This is a genomic window from Streptomyces sp. NPDC041200 (assembly GCF_055591805.1).
On record NZ_JBVIZF010000034.1, the window covers coordinates 1 to 17,101 of the forward strand.

Consider the following 17,101-nt stretch of genomic DNA (forward strand, 5'->3'; position numbering starts at 1 on the left):
CTGGTACAGCGGCCCGGTGTCCTGGAGGGTGCTCATCACGGTGAGCAGCGCGTCGAGCCGCGCCTGGGTCTCGGTGGCGCCCGCCGCACGGGTCCGGGACAGGACGTCCAGGGCGCGGCGTACGTGCGGGAAGGCGGCCCGCGCCTCGCCGCGCGCACCCGCCGCTCCGTAGGTGGCGGACACCTGCGAGCCCGCCGAGGCCTTGCGCGGGGCGCCGCGGTCGGTGTAGGTCGCGAGCTGCCGGGCGGTGGCGGTCACTTCGTGGGGTGGGGCGCCGGGTACCAGGGCGGCGGCCGCCACCAGCAGCCCCAGCACCCACAGCGCCCCGTGGTGGAGACGGCCGGTGACCGGGCCGCCACCGGCCGTGCCCCCATCGGCCCGCGCCATGGTCCACTCGGCGCAGCGGCCGATGGCGCCCAGTTCCTCGCGGAGCGCGCGCGTCGGCTCGCCGGGGCGGCGGGCGGCGGCGGCCATGGCGGCGAAGCCGGGCGCCAGCGCCTTGGCCGCCCAGCGCAGCGCGAGCAGATCGGCGCCGGTGGCGCGGGCCTGGAGGTCGCGGGTGTCCGCGAGGCCTGGTTTGGGGGTCAGCTCCGCCTGGGAGATCAGGGCTCGTACGGCGGTCTGCGCCAGTGCGTCGTCCGTGGAGCGCGTCGTGGGCATGCCCGGAGGGTAGTCGGCGAACCTTTCCCGGACCTGGGTCGTTCCTGTGACCCCGCTGTGGGCGTCACGTCAGTGCGATTCGCGGGCGACGAAGGATCCGCGGGAGCCGCTGAGGAAGTCCAGTCCGGCGCCGCGGTCGGCCTGTTCGACGTGGTCGCGGTAGATATGCTCCCATCCGCTGGTGGCGGGTGGCGCGGCGGCGGTGACCGGTTGCCGTGCGGCGAGTTCCTCGTCCGGTACGTCCAGCCGCAGCAGCCGCCGCTCGACGTCCAGTTCGATCCAGTCGCCGGACCGCACCAGACCCAGCGGGCCGCCCGCGGCCGATTCGGGGGCGATGTGCAGGACGACGGTGCCGAAGGCGGTTCCGCTCATGCGGGCGTCGCTGATCCGCACCATGTCCCGCACCCCGGCCCGCAGCAGCGCGGGCGGCAGGGGCATGTTCCCCACCTCGGGCATGCCGGGATAGCCGCGTGGCCCGCAGCCGCGCAGGACCAGCACATCGGACGCGTCGACCTCGAGGTCCGGGTCGTCGATCCGGGTCCGGAAGTCCTCGATCCCGTCGAACACCACGGCGCGGCCCCGGTGGCGCAGCAGCTCCGGTGTCGCGGCGGCGGGCTTGATGACGGCTCCGTCGGGGCAGAGGTTGCCGCGGAGCACGGCGAGCCCGGCGTGGTGGGCGATCGGGTCCGCCGCGGTGCGGATGACGGTGAGATCGGCGCTGGAGTGGCCGGACAGCTGCTCGGTGAGGGGGCGGCCGGAGACGGTGAGCGCCGGTTCCAGGTGGTCCCGTATCTCCCCGAGGACGGCGTCCAGGCCACCGGCGCGGTGGAAGTCCTCCATGAGGTGCGAGCCCGCGGGCTGCACATCGGCGAGCAGGGGGACGCCACGGCCCGCGCGGTCGATGTCATCCAGGGTGAAGTCCGCCCCGACCCGGCGGGCGAGGGCCAGCAGATGGACGACCGCGTTGGTGGAGCCGCCGATGGCGGCCACCGCGCGCACCGCGTTCCGCAGCGCCTCCGCGGTGAGGACCGCGCTGGGCCGCAGATCCTCGCGCACCATGTCGACGACGCGGTTGCCCGCCGCGTGGGACAGCTCCAGCAGACGGCTGTCGGGGGCCGGGAGCCCCGCGTTGCCGGGCAGGGTCATGCCCAGCGCCTCGGCGGCACAGGCCATCGTGGACGCCGTGCCCATGGTGTTGCAGTGTCCCCGGCTGCGGATCATCGCCGACTCGGCCCGGCGCAGCTCCGAGCGCTCCATCCGCCCGGCCCGCACCTCCTCGCTCAGCTCCCACACCCCGGTGCCGCAGCCCAGCGGACGCCCCTGCCACGAGCCGTTCAGCATGGGGCCGCCGGTGACCATCAGGGTGGGCAGGTCGACCGACGCGGCGCCCAGCAGCAGGGACGGCACGGTCTTGTCGCAGCCGCCGAGCAGGATCACTCCGTCGACGGGGTTGGCCCGGATGAGTTCTTCGGTCACCATCGCGGCCAGGTCGCGGAAGAACATCGCGGTCGGGCGCAGCAGGGTCTCCCCCAGCGACGGCACCGGAAGCTCCAGCGGCACCCCGCCGGACTCCCACACACCCCGTTTCACATGGTCGGCGATTTCGCGGAAGTGACTGTTGCAGGGGGTGAGTTCGGACCAGGTGTTGCAGATGACGATCTGCGGGCGTCCGTCGAAGGCGTGGTCGGGGAGGCCGCGCCGCATCCAGGCGCGGTGGATGAACGCGTCGCGGGTCTCACCCTCGTACCACTGCCGTGACCGGTGCGTGTCACTCATACGAACCTTCCGATCTCTTCGACGATCCGTGCGAGGGAACGCTGCCCACAACGCGCGGTCGTCAGACGCGGCGGTGGGCGTCCTCCAGGTAGTGCAGCACGGCGGCCACGCGCCGGTCGGTGCGGTCGGTGGGGGCCAGTCCGAGCTTGGCGAAGATGTTGCGGATGTGCTTGTGGACGGCGCCCTCGGTGACGACGAGCCGCTCGGCGATGGCGGTGTTGCCGAGCCCTTCGGCCATCAGGGCCAGGACGTCGCGTTCGCGCGGGCTGAGCCGCTCCAGCCGGGTGTCGGGCCGGGAGCGGGCGAAGAGCTGCGCGACGACCTCGGGGTCGATGGCGGTGCCGCCGTCCGCCACCCGGTGCAGCGCGGTCAGGAACTCCTCGACCCGGCCGACCCGTTCCTTGAGCAGGTAGCCGAGCCGGGCACTCCCCTCGGCGAGCAGATCGGTGGCGAAGGCCTGCTCGACGTAGGCGGACAGCACGAGCACGGCCAGGTCCGGGCGGCGGCGCCGGGCCTCCACGGCCGCGGCGATCCCTTCATCGGTGTGGGTCGGCGGCATCCGGACGTCCACGATGGCGACATCGGGAGCGTGGGCCTCGACGGCGTCCAGGAAGCCGTCGGGGGTGCCGGTGGCGGCCACGACGTCGAGCGACTCCGCGCGCAGCAGCAGCGCGAGCCCTTCGCGCAGCAGCGGATCGTCCTCGGCGATCACAATCCGCATGGCAGGTCTACCTCCAGGGTCGTGGGCCCACCGGGTGGGCTGGTGAGGACGAGTGTCCCGTCGTGTGCTTCGGCGCGGCGGCGGATGCCGACGAGCCCGGAGCCGCCGTGCTCGTCGGCTCCCCCGCGGCCGTCGTCGGTGACGCGCGGGCGCAGTCGGCCGTCGTGTCGGCGGACGGTGACGGTGGCGTTGTGGGCGTGGCTGTGCCGGGCCACCTCGACCTGGACGTGCGTGACGGGAGTCTCGCGGGGCTCACCGGCGCCACCGTCGCCGTCTCCACCGATGCCGCCGCGTCACGCGACGCCCCGGTGGGCAGCGAGGTGGAGCTGGTGCTCGGCGACGGTGCCCGGGTCACCGCCCGGGTGGTGGCCACGTACGCGCGCGGCCTCGGTTTCGGCCCCGTGGTGCTCTCCAGGGACCTGGCCGTCGGACACACCACGGCGGGGCTCGACCAGAGCGTTCTGATCCGTACCGACGGCGGCGAGGAGGCCCGCCGCCAGGTGGCCGCGCTGGCCGCGTCGCGGCCGGGCCTGGCACTGGACGACGACCGTTCCGGGCCGCGGCTTCGAGGTGTGGGTGGAACCGCGCCCGAGCTGTGGATCAATGTCGCGGTGCTCGCCGTGCTGCTCGGCTACCTTCTGCTCGGGATCGCCAACAAGCTGATCGCCACCACGACCCAGCGGCGCGGCGAACTCGCCACGCTCCGGCTGATCGGTGCCACGCCACGGCAGATCCAGGCGATGATGCGGCGCGAGGCGGGGCTGATGGCCGCCCTGGCGCTCGTCACCGGGCTGGTGCTGTCCGTCGTTCCCCTGGCGCTGCTGTCGGCCGGTTTTCTGCACCGCCCGTGGCCCGCCGGTCCGCCGTGGCTGGCGCCGGCCGTCGCGGTGGTGGTGGCGGGCACCGCCTTCCTCAGTGTCGAGTTGCCGACCCGTCAGGCGCTGCGCACGCCGCCCGCGCACGCGCTCGCCCGCGCCTGACGATCCCATCGGGCCGCGCTTCCCGGCGTGTCAGTCCGCGTCGCCCTGGCAGATCCCGTTCTCCCAGGCCCAGGCGGCGATTTCGACCCGGTTGCGGGCGGCGAGCTTGCGCTGCACGTTGCCGAGGTGGGTCTTGACCGTGGACAGGGTGACGTAGAGGTCGGCGGCCACTTCCTCGTTGGTGCGGCCGCGGGCCACCCGGCGTACGACGTCCAGTTCGCGCTGGGTCAGCGGCTCGGTCAGCGCCCGCGGCCCGCGCCCGCCCCCCGCGGTACGGTCCGGCCGGGCCTCGGAGGGGGCGGGTTCGCGGCGGTGCGGGGCCATCTGCGCGAGGAGGCGGACGGTCACCGAGGGGGAGATCAGCGAGTTGCCCGCCGCCGCGGCCCGCACCGCCTCGGTGAGCAGCCCGGGGGCGCCGTCCTTGAGGAGAAAGCCGCACGCGCCGTTGCGCAGCGCGCGGTAGACGTATTCGTCGAGGTCGAAGGTGGTGGCGATGAGGACGTTCAGCGGGTCGGGAGCGTCGGGCCCGGCGAGCAGCCGGGTGGCTTCCAGCCCGTCCAGCCGGGGCATGCGGATGTCCAGGAGGCAGACGTCGGGGCGCAGGGCCCTGGCCTGATCGACCGCCTCGGCGCCGTCCACCGCCTGGGCGACCACCCGCATGTCCGGCTGGGAGTCGATGATCATGCGGAACGCGGCACGGATCATCTCCTGGTCGTCGGCGAGGAGCACCCGGATCGTCATACCCGACATGATCGCAGGTGCCCGGCCCGCCATGGGGAGAACCCTAGGCAGGGTCCAGCGGCAGCAGGGCCAGGACGTGCCAGCCGCCGCCGTCGCCCGGTCCGGCGGTGAGTCGGCCACCGGCCCGTTCGACCCGCTCGGTCAGGCCGACCAGGCCGTAGCCGCCCCCGTTCCACGCGCCGCCGCCCACCTCGGCGCCGCCGCGGCCGTCGTCGGCCACCGACACCTCCAACTCCTCCGGGGCGCCGGGGCGCAGCGCGACCCGCACCTCGACGCGGCCCGCCCCGGCGGCGTGTTTGCGGATGTTGGTCAGGGACTCCTGCACCACACGGTGGACCGCGGTGGTGATCTCGGGCGGCAGCGGGCGGTCGGTGAGCCGCGGGTCGAGGGTCAGTTCGGCGGAGGGCCCGGCCGTGGAGAACTCCCGGGTGAGGTCCCGCAGTCCGGCCAGGCCACCGGTGGGGCTGGTGGCCGCGGGTGCGCCGGTGTCCCGCAGGCTGGAGACCATGGCGCGCATCGACCCGAGCGCCTGCGAACCGGCCCGCGCGATGTGGGCGAGCATCTGGTCCAGGTCCTCCGGGGACTGGGAGTGACCGGCGGCCGCGGTGAAGCGCGCGGCCTTGGTCTGGGCGACGATGGCGGTGACGTGGTGCGCCACGAAGTCATGCAACTCCCGTGCGTGTTCCAGGCGTTGGGCCTGCAGGATGGCCTCGCGCTCCCGGGCCCGCAGCGCGTCGTACAGGCGCAGGCACAGCCCCAGCACCACCATGAACGGCACGCAGGCCACGACGATGCCGATCACGCTGTTGAGGTTGTCGCTCCGTTCGGCGATCCGCAGCGGAAGGACGACGGCGGCGAAGGCCGGTGCCGCGGGGAGCACGGTGGCCATCAGCGGGGAACAGCTCCGCACTGCGCGGGTGATGAGCCACAGCAGAACGCCCAGCTCCACCAGCCCCGGGGTGTTCTCGGGCCGCCGGGACAGCCCCGTCTCCGCCAGGGTCAGCGCGCAGGAGACGGCCGTGGCGAGGAGGGTGTACCGGACGAAGTGGCGCCCCGGCACGACCAGGCAGAGCAGACACAGCGTCCCGGACACCACCGTCGCCAGAACCACCGGCGGATAGGGGGCGTTCAGCGCCTCCAGAACCACGAGGGCGACCGAGACGGCGCCGCCCAGACAGAGCCGGATGTGCCATGAGCGGGAGCGGGCCCGGAACTCGGTGATCATGGCAGTTCACGGTACGGCCGTGCCGCCCGCGTCACATCAGCCATTCGGCCGAGGGCAGGCGGGAGGGGCACCGGCCGTTTCGGTCATCCAGTGGATCCGCCGCCCCGTGCCGCGCCGGAAGGATCGAGACCGCCCACCCCACTCGACCCTTCCGAAGGCCGCCGATGCTCCGCACCGCTCTGCGCACCCTCCGCTCCCACCGGCTCCGATTCGCGATGCCCGCCCTCGCCGTCCTGCTCGGTGTGGCGTTCGTGACCGGTTCGCTGCTCTACGGCGATGCGGCGAAGGCGGCCGTGGCCCGGGCGCAGACCAACTCCCAGCCCGATGTGTCGGTGAAGATCGAACCGGTGTCCCCCGACGAAGCCTCCCGGGTCGACGGCGCGCTGCTGGAGCGGCTGCGGAAACTGCCCTCGGCGACCGCGGCCCGCGGCATGGTGGAGGGCCCCGCCTTCGTCGCGGGCTCCGACGGCACCCTGGTGGGTGACGTGTCGCAGGCCGCGGGCGTCAACTACGTCCCCGGCGAGCGTGGCGAGGACGTCCGCTACCCCTTCGTCTCGGGCCATGGCCCCCATACGTCCGGGGAGGTCGCCGTGGACCGGCGGACCGCCGAGCGGGCCGGGTACCGGGTGGGTGGCCGGGCGAACATCGTGGTGGGCGGTACGGCCCGAAGTGTCCGGCTGGTCGGGGTCTTCACCGCCCATGACAGCCGGCTGGAGGCCGGCGGCACGCTCACCGCCTTCGACTCCGCCACCGCGCGGCGGTACTTCGCGCCCGCCCCGGGCGGCTATTCGGCGATCACCCTGACGGCGGCCGACGGCGCGTCGGACACGCGACTCGCGCGGGAGGCGGAGAAGGTACTGCCGTCCGGTGTCATGGCGTCCACCCGGGCGGAGCTGGAGTCCGCGGCCACCGCCACCGGGGACGAGGACAAGCTCACACAGCTGCTGCTGACCTTCGCCGGGGTCGCCCTGTTCGTCTCCACCTTCCTGGTCGCCAACACCTTCACCATGCTCAGTGCCGCCCGCGCCCGGGAACACGCGCTGCTGCGAGCGGTCGGCGCCACCCGGAGCCATGTGACGCGCGGGGTGCTGACGGAAGCCGCCCTGGTCGGAACGGTGGCCTCGATCGCCGGATTCGCGCTGGGAACGGGCGTCGCGACACTGTTGGGCGATCTGTTCGGCGCCACCGGAGCACCGGCCGGGCCCGTGCGGCTGCTGTCCGCCACTCCCCTCGTCGCGGCGTTCGCGGTCGGCATCGGCGTCACCGTCCTGTCGGCGTACGTCCCGGCCCGCCGCGCGGCGGGCGTACCGCCGGTGGCGGCGCTGCGTACGGTCGAGCCCTCGACGGCCGCCTCGCTGCGCCGCCGCGGCATCATCGGCGTGGCCGTCACGGTGTTCGGCGCGCTGCTGCTCGGTGCCGCCCTCGGCGATCCGAACGTCCTCTACGGCGCCGCGCCCGTCTTCCTCATCGGCCTGATCGTCCTCACTCCGCTGCTCGCCCTGGGCGTCACCGTGCTGCTGCGTTCGCCGATGACCCGGCTGGCGGGCATCCGCGGCAAGCTGGCGGTGGAGAACGCCCGCCGCAACCCGCGGCGCACGGCGGCCACCGCGACCACCCTCATGGTGGGTCTCGCGATGGTCACCGCGGTCACGGTGGCCGTCGCCTCGGTGAACCGCATGGACGAACAGGAGGTCGACGCCTCCATGACCTCGGACCTGCGCATCACGGCCGTCCCCTTCGCGGAGGTCGGCGACGACACCGCCGCGCGGGTGGCACGGCTCGCCGGTGCGGAGGCCGTCACCCCGCTCGTCGACACCTACTTCGGCCTGTCCCGCGACGACTCCTTCGCGGTCACCGGCGTCAATCCGGCCACGGTGGAACGGCTGACGCCGATCACCGTTCGTCAGGGCTCGCTGGACCGCCTCGGCCATGGCATCGCCGTCACCGAGGAGCTGGCCGCCGAGCGCGGCTGGCGGCTCGGTTCCCGCGTCACCGGCGCCTTCACCGGCTCGGGCGAGCGGACCAGCCTGCCCGTCGTCGCGCTCTACGACGGTCCGGAGGGTCTGGGCCCCGCCCTCGTCGCCGACCGGGCCGTGCCGCCCGCGGCCGGTGGGGCGCTTCTGCCCTCGGTCGGATCGGTGCTGGTCAAGGCCGCCGATGGCCGTACGGACGCGCTCAAGCGGGAAGTCCGGCGGGCCCTGGACAACCCCGCGCTGCTGGTCCAGGACCGCGCCGACGCACGGGCGGCGGCCACCGCGGACACGGCTCCGTTCCTGAACATCATGTACGCCATGCTCAGCGTCACCGTGCTGATCGGCGCCCTCGGAGTGGTGAACACCATGGGCATGGCCGTCTTCGAGCGGGTCCGGGAGATCGGCATGCTCCGCGCCATCGGCCTGGACCGCCGGGGCGTCGCCGCCGTCCTGCGCATCGAGTCGGTGACCATCTCCCTCTTCGGCTCCGCGCTCGGCGTCGCCGTCGGCAGTGTCATCGGCGCGGCCGCCGTCCTCGGTGAGGAGGGCGTCCCCCTGGTCATCCCGTGGGACCGGGTGGCCCTGTTCTTCGTCGCGGCCGCCGTGATCGGTGTGCTCGCCTCCCTGTGGCCGGGGCGCCAGGCGGCGCGGGTTCCGATGCTGACGGCCATCGGCGCGGACGGCCAGTGACGGTGACGGCCCCGCGAGGCGGTGCCGGACGCTCGTAGCCGGTCGGACGTATCCTGAAATCCGAGGTACCGCGACCGGCGAGCGCGGGAGGTTTTGATGACCGTCGCCGAGAGCCTTCGCCCCTGCAAGGCGGACATGCCCCGGTATCTGCCCATCGCGGAGCACGGCTTGATCGGCGATCTGCGGACCGCCGCGCTGGTCGGCACCAACGGCACGATCGACTGGTACTGCCCCACCCGTTTCGACGCCCCCAGTGTCTTCGCGTCGATCCTGGACGCCGACCGCGGCGGCGCGTTCGCCCTGGCCCCGGACGCGCCCGCCCGGACGAAGCAGTTCTACTTCCCCGACACCAACATCCTCATCACCCGGTTCTTCGCGGACGACGGTGTCGCCGAGGTGCAGGACTTCATGCCGGTCGAGGACGACTCCCGCGAGGCAGACCGCCACCGGCTGATCCGCCGGGTGCTGTGCGTGCGCGGATCACTGCCCTTCACCGCGCGGCTGGCGCCCCGCTTCGACTACGGGCGGCAGGCGCATACGGTGAGCGTCCGGGACGGCGGGCTCACCGTGTTCGACTCCCCGGATCTGTCCCTCGCGCTGACGTCCAGCGTCACGGTGGAGACCGACGGCCTCGACGTGGTGTCCTCGTTCAAGCTGACCGAGGGCGAGGCCGCGGTGTTCGCGCTCGACCGGATCGGCGGGACGGTGCGGCCGCGGCCCTGTCCGCTGGCCGAGGCGGAGGAGCTGTTCAACACCACGGTGCGGTACTGGCGCCGCTGGCTCTCGCAGTCCCGCTACCGGGGCCGCTGGCGCGAGATGGTGCACCGCTCGGCGCTCACCCTCAAGCTCCTCACCTACGCGCCGACCGGCGCCATCGTGGCGGCTCCGACGGCCAGCCTGCCCGAGCAGATCGGCGGCGAACGCAACTGGGACTACCGCTACGTCTGGATCCGCGACGCCGCGTTCTGCATCTACGCGCTCCTGCGGCTCGGTTTCACCGACGAGGCCGAGGCGTTCGTGCGGTTCCTGTCCGAGGACATCCGGCTGCGGGACGGCCCCGGCGGGCCACTGCAGATCATGTACGGCATCGACGGCCGCAGCGAACTCACCGAGCAGGAACTCTCCCATCTGGAGGGCCATCTGGGCTCGGCGCCGGTCCGCTCCGGCAACGGTGCCGTCGACCAGCTCCAGCTGGACATCTACGGTGCGCTGGTGGACTCCCTCTATCTCTACGACAAATGGGGAAAGCCGCTGGCGGGAGACCAATGGGACACCCTCTGCGAACTGGTCGACTGGGTCTGCGAGCACTGGGACCAGCCGGACATGAGCGTCTGGGAGACCCGCGCCGGACCCCAGTGTTTCCTGTACTCCCGGCTGATGTGCTGGGTCGCGATCGAGCGGGCCATGCGCATCGCCACCCACCGCGGCCTGCCCGCGGACATCTCCCGCTGGTCGGGGGTGCGCGACCAGATCTACCGCCGGATCATGCGGAACGGATGGTCCCCGCGGCGGAACGCGTTCGTGCAGCACGAGGGCGACGACGTGCTCGACGCCGCCGTGCTGATGATGCCGCTGGCCAAGTTCATCTCCCCCGCCGATCCCAAGTGGCTGTCCACGCTGGACGCGCTGGGCGAGGAGCTGGTGTCCGACTCGCTGGTCTACCGCTATGACCCCCAGGCCAGCCCGGACGGGCTGCGCGGCGAAGAGGGCACCTTCTCGATCTGTACGTTCTGGTACGTCGAGGCGCTGTCCCGGGCCGGACGGCTGGACGAGGCGCGGCTCGCGTTCGAGAAGATGCTCACGTACGCCAACCACTGCGGGCTGTACGCCGAGGAGATCGGCCGCACCGGTGAGCAGATCGGCAACTTCCCGCAGGCGTTCACCCATCTCGCGCTCATCAGCGCCGCGTTCAACCTCGACCGTGCCCTGGGCTGACCTGGGGTGGTCACGTAGTCACTCAGCCGGTTGCTCAGGCGTTGGGGTCGAAGGGGATGCCGGACGGTTTGGCCTTCTGGAGGTGGTCGGCGAAACTGCCGTCCTTGAGGCCGAAGGTGGCGCTGCCGAAGTTGGCCTGGCTCAGCTTGTCCCGCAGGCCCGCGGGGTAGCCGTTCCAGCCGACCAGGGTGGGGAACTGCCAGGTGCCGTGGTGGTTCTCCGGCGGTTCGTCATTGGTGTTGGCGGGGCGAAAGGCGTGGGTGCTCAGTCCGTCCTTGTGGTAGACGACCTTCGGGTGGTTGCCGTCCCACCGGATCTTGTCGCGGCCGTAGGTGGAGAATCCGCCGTGGGCGGAGGTGGAGACGTACTGGGCCTGGTTGTTCTGCGTCCACACCACGACGTGTTCCCAGTCGTGGCGGTGTCCGCCGACCGACGCCTGGTCCTTCTCGAAGTAGAGACCGTACATGACGGCGCACCAGCCGTTGTTGCACTTGGAGCGCGCGTATCCGTTGGTGTTGTCGAGGTCCGGGGCGTCGCGGCACTGCCCGTTGGGGGCACCGGACGGGTTGAGGCCGCCGTTCAGCGTGCCGTCGGGGCCGATGGCGGGAGTGGGGTAGCAGCCGTCGGTGTCGTAGTCGTAGGCGGGCTGGAACGTCTGCTCCAGCGCCTCCGCGTTGCCGGGCAGGGCCTTCGGCGGGTCGGCGAGAGCGGTTCCGGGTAATGCGACGACCAAGGCGATGGCGCTGCCGAGGACGAACGAGCCCTTGCGGATACGCGAACTTCTGTGCACTGCGTCCTCCTGGTTGACCCGGTGCGAGCAGGCGGAAAATGCCAACCAGGAGAGTACGTCAACTGTCCATGAAATAAAGGCCGTTCAGGAGCGCCGGGGCGGGATGGGCTGTTCCGTCCAGATGCACTTGCCGTCGGCGGTGTACCGCGTCCCCCAGCGCTGGGAGAGCGTGGCGACCAGGCGCAGCCCGCGTCCTCCCTCGTCCATGGCGGCGGCCCGGCGGATCCGGGGTGTCGTGGCGCTGCCGTCCGACACCTCGCAGACGAGTGACCGGCCGCGGATCAGCCGCAGCTGGACGGGACCCCGCGCATGCCGGACGACGTTGCCGACCAGCTCGCTGGCGAGCAGTTCGGTGGTCATGATCAGTTCGTCGAGATGCCACGCTTCGAGCTGGCTACGGACGTGGTCGCGCGCCAGGGAGGCGGCCACCGGCTCATCGGGGAGCCGCCAGACGGCGATGTCCTCGGGGGCGGTGCGGTGCAGCCGGGCGACGAGCACGGCGGTGTCGTCAGTGGTCAGCTGCTGGGCGGGCAGCATGGCGTCGATGAGCGTGTCGCAGAGGCGGTCGAGGCGTCCGCGGTCCTCGCGGTGGTCCTCGCCCGGGCCGCAGGCCGGGGGCGGGCCGCCGGGCCCCGCGAGGCGCCGTCCGAGGTCGGTGGTGAAGACTTTGCGGCACTCGGCGATGCCCACGTCGATGTCGCGGGTGGCCGACTCGACCAGACCGTCGGTGTACAGCACCAGCAGACCGTGAGCGGGGAGGCGCAGTTCGGCCGTGCTGAACGGGGGTTCGGCGGCGCCCAGGGGCGGGTCGGGCTCGATGTCCAGGCACTCCGCGGTTCCGCCGGGGCGCACCAGGAGTGGCGGAGGGTGGCCGGCGCGGGCCATGGAGCAGACCCCGGAGACCGGGTCGTAGACGGCGTACAGGCAGGTGGCGAAGGAGTCGTCGCCGAGGTCGCTGACGATGTCGTTGAGGTGGGCGAGGACCTCCTCGGGCGGCAGCTCCAGGTTGGCCAGCGTATGCACGGCGGTGCGCAGCCGTCCCATGGTGGCGGCCTCGGCCAGCCCGTGGCCCATCACATCGCCGATGACGAGCGCCACCCGCTCCGCGGACAGCGGGATGATGTCGTACCAGTCACCGCCGACCTCCGTGCCGCTGCTCGCGGGCAGATACCGTACGGCCGCGGTGACGGCGGACGGCGTGGGCAGCTCCTGCGGCAGCAGGCCGCGCTGCAGCGCCTGGGCGCGGGCGTGTTCGGCGTCGTAGAGGCGGGCCCGGGACAGGGCGTGGGCGACAATGCCGCTGAGGGCGCTCAGCAGCGTGCGGTCGTCGGCGGAGAAGGAGCGGGGCTCGGCGAAGGAGACGACGCATACGCCGTTGGGCTCGCCGGAGGCGATCAGGGGCAGGATGCCCCAGGCGTTCTTCTCCGCGAGGGCCGGATAACCGGCGAGGCCGGGGGCCAGCTCGATGTACTCCGTGGCCGAGGCGATGAAGCGGGGGTGGCGGGAGGCGATCACCTAGTGGAGGAGCGGATGGCCGTCGGCCGCCGGGATCCCGTCGACCTCGCGGAGGAACGCCCGCGGATATCCGACGGCCCCGACCACGCGCAGCCGCTCGCCTTCCAGTACCTGGATCAGCAGGCCCGAGGCGCCGAACGGGGCCAGCATGTGGGCGGCGGCCACGTCGACCACGTCGCGGGTGGTCACCGCCTCGGCGAGCGCGCTCGTCAGCCCGCGGATCCTCGCCGCCTGCTCGGAGGCGGACCGTTCGGCCGCCTCACGCCGCGCCGCCCGGCTGCGGGTGTCGGTGACATCGGTGAGGTAGGCGGTCAGCCCGTCGGGCACCGGGACCAGCCGTATGTGGTACCAGCGGGAGTCGGTGGGCCACTGGATGTCGAACCCCGCCGGTGTGCCGTCGAGTGCGGCGTGGCGGCAGCGCGCCTCGAGCTCGGGGACCAGACCCGCGGGGCCGTCCCACAGCGGCCCGCCCAGCACGTCCACGGACGGTCCGACGAGGCGCTCGGCCTCGACGTTGAGGAAGGTGATCCGCCACTCACGGTCCACCGCCAGGAACGCGTCGCTCATGAAGCGCAGCGCCTGCCCCACGGACTCGCGCGCGATGCGGCTCTCGGTGGTGTCCCACACCCGGCCGATCATGCGGACGGGCTCGCCGTGCCCGTCGACCGCCAGATGGGCACGGCTCTGCACCCAGCCGGTGGTGCCGTCCGGGCGGCACACCCGGTACTCGGCCTCGTACACTCCGTGCCCGTGCAGCGCCTCCCGCGTGGCGGCCATGACCCGCGGCACGTCCTCGGGGTGGATCAGGCCGACCCAGCTTTCGATGCGGCGCTCGTAGTCCTCCGGTATGCCCAGGAGTCCGAGCCCTGCCGCGTCCCAGACCATCTCGCCGGTACGGATGTCCCACTCCCAGGAACCGACCCTGGCCACCACCAGGGACTGACGGAGCCCGGCACCGGCGGGCTGTTCCTGCCACCACGGATGGGCCCCGCCCGCCGCGGGCGGGGGACGCGAGAGCCGACCGGAGGCCCAGTGGGCCATCTCCAGCAGGAAGCCGCGCTGCTCCTCGGTGGGCGCGCCGGGCCCGGTGAACACGGACAGCGCGCCCACGGGGGCGTCTTCGCCGAACAGCGGGATGGCCGCCACCATGGTCGCCGCGGGCAGCCTGCCGTGAGCGCGCGCATGGACACACTCGGTGTCCGGACGGTGCCCATCGGTGGCGGGCATCCACACGAACGCGCCGTCCTGGACCGCCCGGGCGGGGGCGAGCGCCCGGTCGCCCTCCCGGATCTCCTCCCACTCCGGGAGGGCGGAGCGGGGCAGCCCGCCCGCGAGCACCAGCCGCAGCTCGTGGCTGCCCGCGGGCCCGCACGACCAGTGCACCGCTCCGGCGATACCGCCCAGCTCGGACACCGCCTGTGTCAGCGCGTACTCCATCACCTCACGGTCCGTGAGCTGGACACCGACCGCCGAGAGCAGGGGAAGCCGCTCATCGCACCATGTGCGTACGCGACCCGCCGGATCCATCGACATATCAGGACTTACCCTAAGGCGCGCTCGCGGCGGGATCGAGGGTCATGAAGCGAACTATCGAATTCTTAGCGCCTGCCGCAACGTCCTGACCGGCGGTTCACAGAGCGGACCGACTGCCTGGTGCCACGCGTGGACGGCAGCCACAGTGTTCATCACCGGCGCGCCTCCCGCTCCCTCCCGTCCGATGGAACAGGCAGGTCACACATGACGGACTCCTTGCTGCGCGGCTATGTGCCCAGCCCCTTCGGGCAGCTGCACTACGTCGAATCGGGCACGGGCGAACCGGTGCTGATGCTCCACCAGACGCCGCGTTCGTGGACCGAGTATCTGGACGTGCTGCCGCTGGTCGGGGCCGTGCACCGGGGCATTGCCATGGACACGCTGGGCTTCGGCGCCTCCGCGAAGCCCGAGGAGCCCCATACGATCGAGCGCTACGCCGACGCCGCCGGGGCCCTCATCGAGGCGCTGGGCCTGGACCGCTTCCACCTGGTGGGACACCACACGGGCGGGGTCATCGCGGTGGAGCTGGCCGCCCGTTACCAGGCCCGCGTCTCCAGCCTGCTGCTCTCCGCCACGCCCTTCGTCGACGACGAGAAGCGGCGCACCGCCGACCGGCGCAAGCCGGTCGACCATGTCGACCCCCGGCCCGACGGTTCCCATCTGCTGGAGCTGTGGAACCGGCGGCGCGGCTTCTACCAGGACGGGGAGGAGGCCGCGCTGCACCGTTATGTGGCCGACGCGGTGACCGTGCTGGACCGGGTGGAGGAAGGCCATGTGGCGGTCCGGCGCTATCCGATGGAGCCGCGTCTGCCGCACATCACCGCGCGCACGCTCGCGGTGTGCGCCGATGGGGACCACTACTCGCTGCCCGCCCTGGAGAAGTTCGCGGCGGCGCTCGGATGTGATACGCGGGTCATTCCCGGCGCCCATGTGCCCGCCCTGGAGCAGCTGCCCGAGGAGTACGCCAAGGTCATCACGGAGTGGGTGACGGGCTGACCCGGGGCGCCGCCTCACCCTGACCGTCGCGGTCCCAGGTGCGCGTGGTGACCCCGCGCTCGCGCAGCACGGCCTTGCGGATCTTGCCGGTCGCGGTGAGCGGCAGTTCGGGCACGATGTCGACGTACCGGGGCACGGCGAACGGCGGAAGCGCGTCCTCGCAGTGGCGTACCAGGTCCAGCGGGTCCAGCGCCCGGCCGGGCCGGGCGGTCACCGCCACCATGACCTCGTCCTCGGCCAGCTCGGATGCCACCGGGAAGGCCGCGGCCCCGGCCACCGAGGGATGGGAGCGGACCGCCGACTCCACCTCCGCCGACGAGATGTTCTCGCCGCGCCGCCGGATGACGTCCTTGATCCGGTCGACGAAGCGGAACCATCCGTCGGGTTCGCGGATCACCCGGTCGCCGGTGCGGCGCCAGGAATCGGGCGGCGGGGTCTCCTCCCCCAGGTAGCCGGTGCTGAAGGCGAACGGCTGGTGGCTGCGGACGACCAGTTCACCCGGTATGCCGTCCGCTACGGGGACGAGGCGTTCGTCGACCACGCGCGCGGAGAAGCCCTCGCGGACGGTGCCGATGTAGCCGGGCCGCTGGCGGGCGGGGGCCGAGCCGATGACGAGATTGGTCTCCGTGGAGCCGAATCCGTCCACCAGCGTGACACCGAAACGCGTACGGAACGGCTGGTACGCCGGGCCCGGGGTGGCCGGGGACAGCCCGCGCCAGGCCCGGTGCGCCCGGTCGTGGGGGCCGGGCGGCCGCGCCAGCAGCATGGGCACCATCGCGCCGAGCAGATACACGGCGGTGGCATCGGCCTCGGCCACCTCCGCCCAGTACGCCCCCGCGGAGAACCGCCGCCCGAGCACGCACGCGGCTCCCACGGTCATGGCGTGGGCCAGGGTGTTGAGGGCGTTGGTGTGGAACAGCGGAAGACAGGTGTGGAGCACATCGTCCGAGGTGAGGCGCAGGGAGTCCGCGACGTTACGGCCCCACCACACGGACTGGGCGTGGGGGCAGCGCACTCCGCGCGCGGCCCCCGTGGTGCCCGAGGTGAACAGGATGGCGGCGGTGTCCGCAGGTCCCACCGGTGCGGGCGGGAGCGCTTCCGCCCCGCCCGGAGCCGGAAGGCCGTCGCCGCCGATGGTCCACAGCGGGCCGCGGAAACCGGCCGCCCTGATACGTCCCGTGTAGTCCTCCTCGGCGCACAGGACGGACGGCTCGGCCTGGCACAGGACGTGCCGCAGCCCCTCGCCGCGCAGCCCGGTGTTCAGCGGCACCAGCACCGCGCCGAGCCAGGCACAGCCGAGGATCAGATCGGTGAACTCGACGCGGTTGCCGGACATGACCGCGATCCGGTCGCCGGGACGGCAGCCGCGCGCGGCGAGCGCCCCCGCCATGGTGGCCGCCACCTCGCGGGACTGCCGGTAGGTGCGGGTCACCCCGCCGGCCCGCAGGAACAGCCGGTCGCCGAATCGCGTCGCGGCGGTGTCGAGGAGAGCCGGAAGTGTCATCGCCGCGCCCGGTGTGCCCGGCGTACCTGATGCGCCCGGTGTGCCTGATGTGCCCGGTGTGC

Annotated in this window: 13 protein-coding genes and 1 pseudogene; 4 read left to right on the forward strand and 10 right to left on the reverse strand. The window is 72.8% G+C overall.

Annotated elements, in window-relative coordinates:
• From ACZ6CL_RS36485 to ACZ6CL_RS36500, 4 genes and pseudogenes are all read right to left on the reverse strand, one after another.
• Nucleotides 1-660, reverse strand: a 660-nt coding sequence (locus tag ACZ6CL_RS36485) for a triphosphoribosyl-dephospho-CoA synthase (RefSeq protein ID WP_468944196.1), incomplete at its 3' end; no start/stop codon positions are given.
• Between the two features lie 69 nt (nucleotides 661-729).
• Nucleotides 730-2,436, reverse strand: coding sequence for an IlvD/Edd family dehydratase (locus ACZ6CL_RS36490; protein ID WP_468944198.1), 1,707 nt, complete (start codon nucleotides 2,434-2,436; stop codon nucleotides 730-732).
• A 61-nt stretch (nucleotides 2,437-2,497) separates the two neighbouring features.
• The gene (locus ACZ6CL_RS36495; RefSeq protein WP_468944200.1) at nucleotides 2,498-3,157 is read right to left on the reverse strand and encodes a response regulator; all 660 of its coding nucleotides are present in this window, start codon (nucleotides 3,155-3,157) and stop codon (nucleotides 2,498-2,500) included.
• Nucleotides 3,145-3,369: pseudogene (locus ACZ6CL_RS36500) on the reverse strand (sensor histidine kinase); the annotation flags it as partial. The pseudogene ACZ6CL_RS36500 and the gene ACZ6CL_RS36495, both read right to left, overlap by 13 nt.
• A 408-nt stretch (nucleotides 3,370-3,777) precedes the next feature.
• Here ACZ6CL_RS36500 and ACZ6CL_RS36505 point away from each other — a divergent pair.
• Nucleotides 3,778-4,137 carry an FtsX-like permease family protein gene (locus tag ACZ6CL_RS36505; RefSeq protein ID WP_468944334.1) on the forward strand — a complete coding sequence of 120 codons (360 nt, stop codon included), beginning with the start codon at nucleotides 3,778-3,780 and terminating at the stop codon, nucleotides 4,135-4,137.
• Between the two features lie 30 nt (nucleotides 4,138-4,167).
• Here the strand turns inward: ACZ6CL_RS36505 and ACZ6CL_RS36510 are convergent, their stop codons facing one another.
• Nucleotides 4,168-4,887, reverse strand: a complete 720-nt coding sequence (locus ACZ6CL_RS36510) for a response regulator (protein ID WP_468944336.1) — start codon at nucleotides 4,885-4,887, stop codon at nucleotides 4,168-4,170.
• A gap of 34 nt (nucleotides 4,888-4,921) precedes the next feature.
• A complete protein-coding gene (locus ACZ6CL_RS36515) occupies nucleotides 4,922-6,103 on the reverse strand; it encodes a sensor histidine kinase (protein ID WP_468944203.1) in 1,182 nt (393 codons plus the stop codon).
• 164 nt (nucleotides 6,104-6,267) lie between these two features.
• Between ACZ6CL_RS36515 and ACZ6CL_RS36520 the strand changes: the two genes are divergently transcribed.
• Nucleotides 6,268-8,766 (forward strand): ABC transporter permease, encoded by a 2,499-nt coding sequence (locus ACZ6CL_RS36520; protein WP_468944205.1) that lies wholly within the window; start codon nucleotides 6,268-6,270, stop codon nucleotides 8,764-8,766.
• Between the two features lie 96 nt (nucleotides 8,767-8,862).
• Nucleotides 8,863-10,701: a glycoside hydrolase family 15 protein gene (locus ACZ6CL_RS36525; RefSeq protein ID WP_468944208.1), complete on the forward strand. Its 1,839-nt coding sequence runs from the start codon at nucleotides 8,863-8,865 to the stop codon at nucleotides 10,699-10,701.
• Between the two features lie 34 nt (nucleotides 10,702-10,735).
• Here the strand turns inward: ACZ6CL_RS36525 and ACZ6CL_RS36530 are convergent, their stop codons facing one another.
• From ACZ6CL_RS36530 to ACZ6CL_RS36540, 3 genes are all read right to left on the reverse strand, one after another.
• A complete protein-coding gene (locus tag ACZ6CL_RS36530) occupies nucleotides 10,736-11,491 on the reverse strand; it encodes an NPP1 family protein (protein ID WP_468944210.1) in 756 nt (251 codons plus the stop codon).
• An 84-nt stretch (nucleotides 11,492-11,575) separates the two neighbouring features.
• Complete coding sequence (locus tag ACZ6CL_RS36535) at nucleotides 11,576-13,006, reverse strand: SpoIIE family protein phosphatase (protein WP_468944212.1); 1,431 nt, start codon at nucleotides 13,004-13,006, stop codon at nucleotides 11,576-11,578.
• Complete coding sequence (locus tag ACZ6CL_RS36540) at nucleotides 13,007-14,533, reverse strand: PAS domain-containing protein (RefSeq protein ID WP_468944215.1); 1,527 nt, start codon at nucleotides 14,531-14,533, stop codon at nucleotides 13,007-13,009.
• Nucleotides 14,534-14,743: 210 nt separating this feature from the next.
• On the opposite strand from ACZ6CL_RS36540, the gene ACZ6CL_RS36545 reads away from it, so the two are divergent.
• Nucleotides 14,744-15,535, forward strand: coding sequence for an alpha/beta fold hydrolase (locus ACZ6CL_RS36545; protein ID WP_468944217.1), 792 nt, complete (start codon nucleotides 14,744-14,746; stop codon nucleotides 15,533-15,535).
• On the opposite strand, the gene ACZ6CL_RS36550 is transcribed toward ACZ6CL_RS36545, so the two are convergent.
• Complete coding sequence (locus ACZ6CL_RS36550) at nucleotides 15,513-17,039, reverse strand: AMP-binding protein (protein ID WP_468944220.1); 1,527 nt, start codon at nucleotides 17,037-17,039, stop codon at nucleotides 15,513-15,515. The genes ACZ6CL_RS36545 and ACZ6CL_RS36550 overlap by 23 nt on opposite strands.
• Nucleotides 17,040-17,101: the final 62 nt, after the last annotated feature.